The 4,393-nt window shown below is 48.9% G+C and carries 6 protein-coding genes; all 6 read left to right on the top strand.

The genetic code is table 11. The features are described from left to right. On the top strand, positions 1-561 hold a 561-nt coding region (locus A6049_RS32080; RefSeq protein WP_145921979.1), incomplete at its 5' end, for a methylated-DNA--[protein]-cysteine S-methyltransferase. Positions 562-576: 15 nt separating this feature from the next. Continuing rightward, positions 577-1,608, top strand: a complete 1,032-nt coding sequence (locus tag A6049_RS32075; protein WP_063568445.1) for an HD-GYP domain-containing protein — start codon at positions 577-579, stop codon at positions 1,606-1,608. A gap of 223 nt (positions 1,609-1,831) precedes the next feature. Further along, positions 1,832-2,095 (top strand): YneF family protein, encoded by a 264-nt coding sequence (locus tag A6049_RS32070; protein WP_063568444.1) that lies wholly within the window; start codon positions 1,832-1,834, stop codon positions 2,093-2,095. Between the two features lie 79 nt (positions 2,096-2,174). Next, positions 2,175-2,768 (top strand): GTP cyclohydrolase I FolE, encoded by a 594-nt coding sequence (folE, locus tag A6049_RS32065; protein ID WP_063568443.1) that lies wholly within the window; start codon positions 2,175-2,177, stop codon positions 2,766-2,768. 253 nt (positions 2,769-3,021) lie between these two features. Beyond that, complete coding sequence (locus tag A6049_RS32060; protein WP_079695741.1) at positions 3,022-3,876, top strand: lipoate--protein ligase family protein; 855 nt, start codon at positions 3,022-3,024, stop codon at positions 3,874-3,876. A 70-nt stretch (positions 3,877-3,946) separates the two neighbouring features. Next, positions 3,947-4,171: a hypothetical protein gene (locus A6049_RS32055; RefSeq protein ID WP_053779639.1), complete on the top strand. Its 225-nt coding sequence runs from the start codon at positions 3,947-3,949 to the stop codon at positions 4,169-4,171. Positions 4,172-4,393: the final 222 nt, after the last annotated feature.

Genomic DNA, 4,393 nt, shown 5'->3' with positions numbered 1-4,393 from the left:
GCCAAAACGGAAGCTGCAGCATGGAAACCATCAGCCGTAACAGGCCTGCATGGTACGCCGGTATATTACGACGAGGTACTGACACCGATCGGTACACTAACGCTCTGTGCCACGGATAAGGGCCTGTGTCACATTGATTTCGGTGCATTCCATGTGCGCGAGGCGCATCTGCAACAATGGGCCCGTACATGGATTGGCGAATATCGATATGAGAAAAATGAAGAGAAGCTGAGTGAAGCTGCACAGCAGTTGAAGCAGTATTTTGCAGGAGAACGAAAAGCGTTTGAACTGAAGCTCGATTTGTTTGGAACACCATTCCAGCTACAAGTATGGCAAGTCCTGTCCGATATATCTTATGGAGAGGCCTCAACACACCAACAGGTTGCGGAAATCATCGGTAGGCCCAAAGCTGTTCGAGCAGTTCTGGATGCCATTAGTAAAAATCCGATTCCGATTATTATTCCCTGTCACCGCATCAGCGGTAAAGACGGAACCCTGGTGGGTTATGTAGGCGGGCTGCAAACCAAAGAGCAATTGCTCACATTGGAGCAGCAATCGTAAGAGCGGGGGACGTTCATGAAGTATGTTAACGTGGAGAGCGTGGAAGCGGGAGAGTTTCTGGGCAAAACAGTATATTCCGGTAACGGTACGGTATTGCTGTCTGCCGGAGTCCAACTCACCGTATTTATGGTTAATACGCTGAAGCGTATTGGCGTGACCATGCTATACATCCAGGATGAAGCTTATAAAGATGTGGATACAGAAGACATTCTGGATGAAGCCACGAAAAAAGCAGTTATTAATGAAATGAGTGTAACTCTTGAATCTATCCGTTCCGGGAAGGACTGGAGCCCGAAGAAGGTCGCCATCAGCATCGATAAATTGTTGAACGATGTTCTGAATGGGCGTGAACTGCTTGTCCAGCTCACAGATATTCGGACCAAAGATAACGCACAGTATGTTCACGCCATGAATGTATGTTTGCTGTCTTCTGTCATTGGTCTGAATCTGGGGCTTAACTATGTGCAGCTCAAGGATCTAGCCGTCGGAGCTCTATTGCATGACATCGGTAAAGTGGGGGAGCCACCCGGCAGCGGTTCAGCAGCGAATTCCTCCCTGCATCACACGTGGAGAGGGTTCGAGTTGATCAAGTCCAAACGGGAGTTCAATCTGCTTGTGGCACATACAGCTCTGCAGCATCATGAGCATGTGGATGGAACGGGACAGCCGAGAGGTATCAAGGGAAAAGACATTCATCTGTTCGCCAGAATCGTCAGTGCAGCTAACACGTATGATAATCTGATCAATGGCCTTTCGGGTCGAAGGTTGCTGCCGCATGAAGCCTGTGAAGAGATGATGGCGATGTCTGGCACGAAGCTGGATCGTGACATTTTGATAGAATTCAACCGGAGTGTATCCGTTTATCCGAATGGAACAGCAGTTCGATTGTCTACCAGAGAGACCGGAGTCATTGTGCGTCAGCACCGGGGTTTGCCCGGTAGGCCGGTCATTCGGGTGGCACGTGGCAGTACACGTTATGATCTGGATGTGATTGAAGTGGATCTGGCTCAGCATACAACCGTTTTCATAGAGGCGGTACTGATGTAACTTATACGGATGTTCCTGAAAGATTTATTGAATGTTTTCGATCTGTTTTCTGGATGTTAAATTCAGTAGATAGCTGGAAAATCCGTTTGCTCAAGGCGTGCGGAAATGCTATGATAACTTTCAGGAAATCCGGTGCGTGTCATGTTTGCATTGTGAGCGTATAACATCATGTGCTGACACGGATCATCAGGCTTTTTAGATTGCATACAGAGGTGTCTAAGAGATGGCAATAGCAATACCGATTATTACATTGATTGTTGGTCTGGTCGGAGGGTTTTTCATTGGGGTATACTACTTGCGGAAGCAGCTTGAGAAAATGCAAAGCGATCCCGACATGCTCCAGAAGATGGCGAAGCAAATGGGTTATAACCTGAATGGCAAGCAGATGCAGCGCGCCCAGCAGATGATGAAGAACCAGCAGCCTGGCACTAAGATGCCTCAGCCGCAACAACATCCTGCGCGTAAAAACTCGGGCCGCCGAAAATAATAGCTGTGAGTGAGCATTTTGCATAATGCTGAAGTGAATGGCTACTTACAGCATGTGGTTCGAAAGGAGGCGTTCGGCAGTGGCTGGCGTTAAAGATTATTTGAATTCAAAAGTATCCGACAATCGGGAGAAGATCGAGTATCACATTGAGCAGATCTTGCAATTGATCGGTGAGGATAGTACGCGGGAAGGGCTGCTTGAAACGCCTGCACGCGTAACCCGGATGTATGAAGAGATTTTTGGCGGGTATGAAGTGGACCCGCGCGATGTACTTGGAGTGACGTTTGACGAGAATCATGAAGAACTGGTCATTGTGAAGGACATTGTCTATTACAGCCAATGTGAACACCATATGGCGCCTTTCTTCGGCAAGGTGCACATTGGATATGTACCGAGTGGCAAGATTGTGGGATTAAGCAAAATGGCCCGTCTGGTGGAGGCAGTTACCCGCCGCCTGCAGGTTCAAGAGCGCATTACCTCACAGATTGCCGATATTCTGACTGAAGCAGTAGAGCCGAACGGTGTCATGGTTGTCGTGGAAGGCGAGCACTTGTGCATGTGTTCCCGCGGCGTGAAGAAGCCGGGCAGCAAGACGGTAACGTCTGCGGTACGTGGTTCTTTCCGTGACAATCCGGCACAGCGTGCCGAGTTCCTGTCGCTGATGAAAGATTAAGATCGGCTCATTCCACTCGTTGGACAAGCCAGAAGCATTGGATCCTTTGGCAACATCATGTTGTTTCCATTCGGCAATTTGCTGGATCTGAAATGGCAGTATAGATGCTTGTGCCAATGGAAGCTTTCATAAATAAGCCGTGTTCCCTGGGGAACCGGCTTATTTATATATTACTTTTGCATTCATGGGGATACATAAGGATCACGTAATTATTTCAATTCATCCAGATTAGTTTAGTCGGAGGCTATCTTATATGAGTGTACCGTCCAATTCAGATCAACCCGGATCGCCGGGAATAAAGCAGCAGATGCAGCTGGATCATTCATTGCGTCTACAGATTTGGGAGACACCGCTGCTGCGGCACGGGAGCAGTGTGCTTGAAGCATTTGCTTGGGAAGAAGTCATGTGCCGCCGGGTGGGAGAGGGTCAGTTGCCCGTTGCTCATATATGGCGGCATCCAGATGCCTTTGTAGCAGGGCTGCGGGATCGGAGGCTACCACAGGCGGTAGAAGCGATGGAACGCATTAGAAGCCAGGGAACAGCGGTCTGCGTTCGTCCATCCGGTGGTGCAGCAGTTCCCTTGAATCCAGGGGTGGTTAACGTTTCTTTAATTTTGCCCAACCCTGGACGAGCCATCAATATACACGATGATTTTCGGGAGATGGCCTCACTGATTGCTGAATCGCTAACACCGTGGTCGAGTCAGGCACGTACGGGGGAGATCGAAGGCGCCTTCTGTCCTGGAGATTATGATGTCAGCGTGGGTGGACTGAAATTCTGTGGTATTGCCCAGCGCAGACAGGCCAAGGCTTATATCATTACGGCCTTTATCATCGTGGAAGGACAAGGGGACCAATTGGCAGCAGACGTGCGTAAGTTCTATCAGGATGCAGCAGACGGTGCCAGCGAAGGCTATCCGGATGTTCGGCCCGGAACGATGGCGAGTTTGCAGGAACTGGCAGGTGTCCCTTCTGCTGCGGCGTATACAGCTTCGCTGGTACGTACACTGCGTCAGCGTTTTCCCCTGGCGGAGACGAGCCGTGTGTTGACCGTGGATCGGGAAGCCGTTAGACGGACGGCTGAGCAGATGAAACTGCGTTACGATTAGGTTCAGAAGCTTGGACTTGGAATTGGGTAATAGAGATGATATGATGTGATTTCGGAAGGAGAGTGTCTACATGGAAACTTTAAGATATACGTACTTATATGAGGTCATTTCTACAGGCGAAAAGTCTGAATTTAGCCAAATGGCTACAAGCAAGGAAGAAGCAGCTGCCCTGATCGTTGCACGTATCGCTGATCTTGAATTTACAGGTGAAGAAGATATCAAGCTGGGCGATCTGATCGCAATTAGCAAACAGGTTGGCGACAACTATGTTGCCTGTGAAGGCTGCGCGTCTTAAGGTAAACGCTCTGCACAGTGGTTCTCAAATGATAAGCAAGTCTCTAGTATAGAGGCTTGCTTTTTTTGTATCTGCATTTGGATTATTCGATTCAGGCGCGCCCCGCTGAACAACAAATTGCACGGGAAGAAACATGCTTATTTGAAAGTGGTTTTGCGAAAATGCGAGAAAAGGCATATTTTCGCGAAAAATGACGATAAATGTTCAGAATCCGTTCAGAGC

This window comes from Paenibacillus sp. O199 (assembly GCF_001636635.1).
Classification (GTDB): domain Bacteria; phylum Bacillota; class Bacilli; order Paenibacillales; family Paenibacillaceae; genus Paenibacillus; species Paenibacillus marchantiae.
This window is presented reverse-complemented; position numbering and strand designations above follow the sequence as displayed.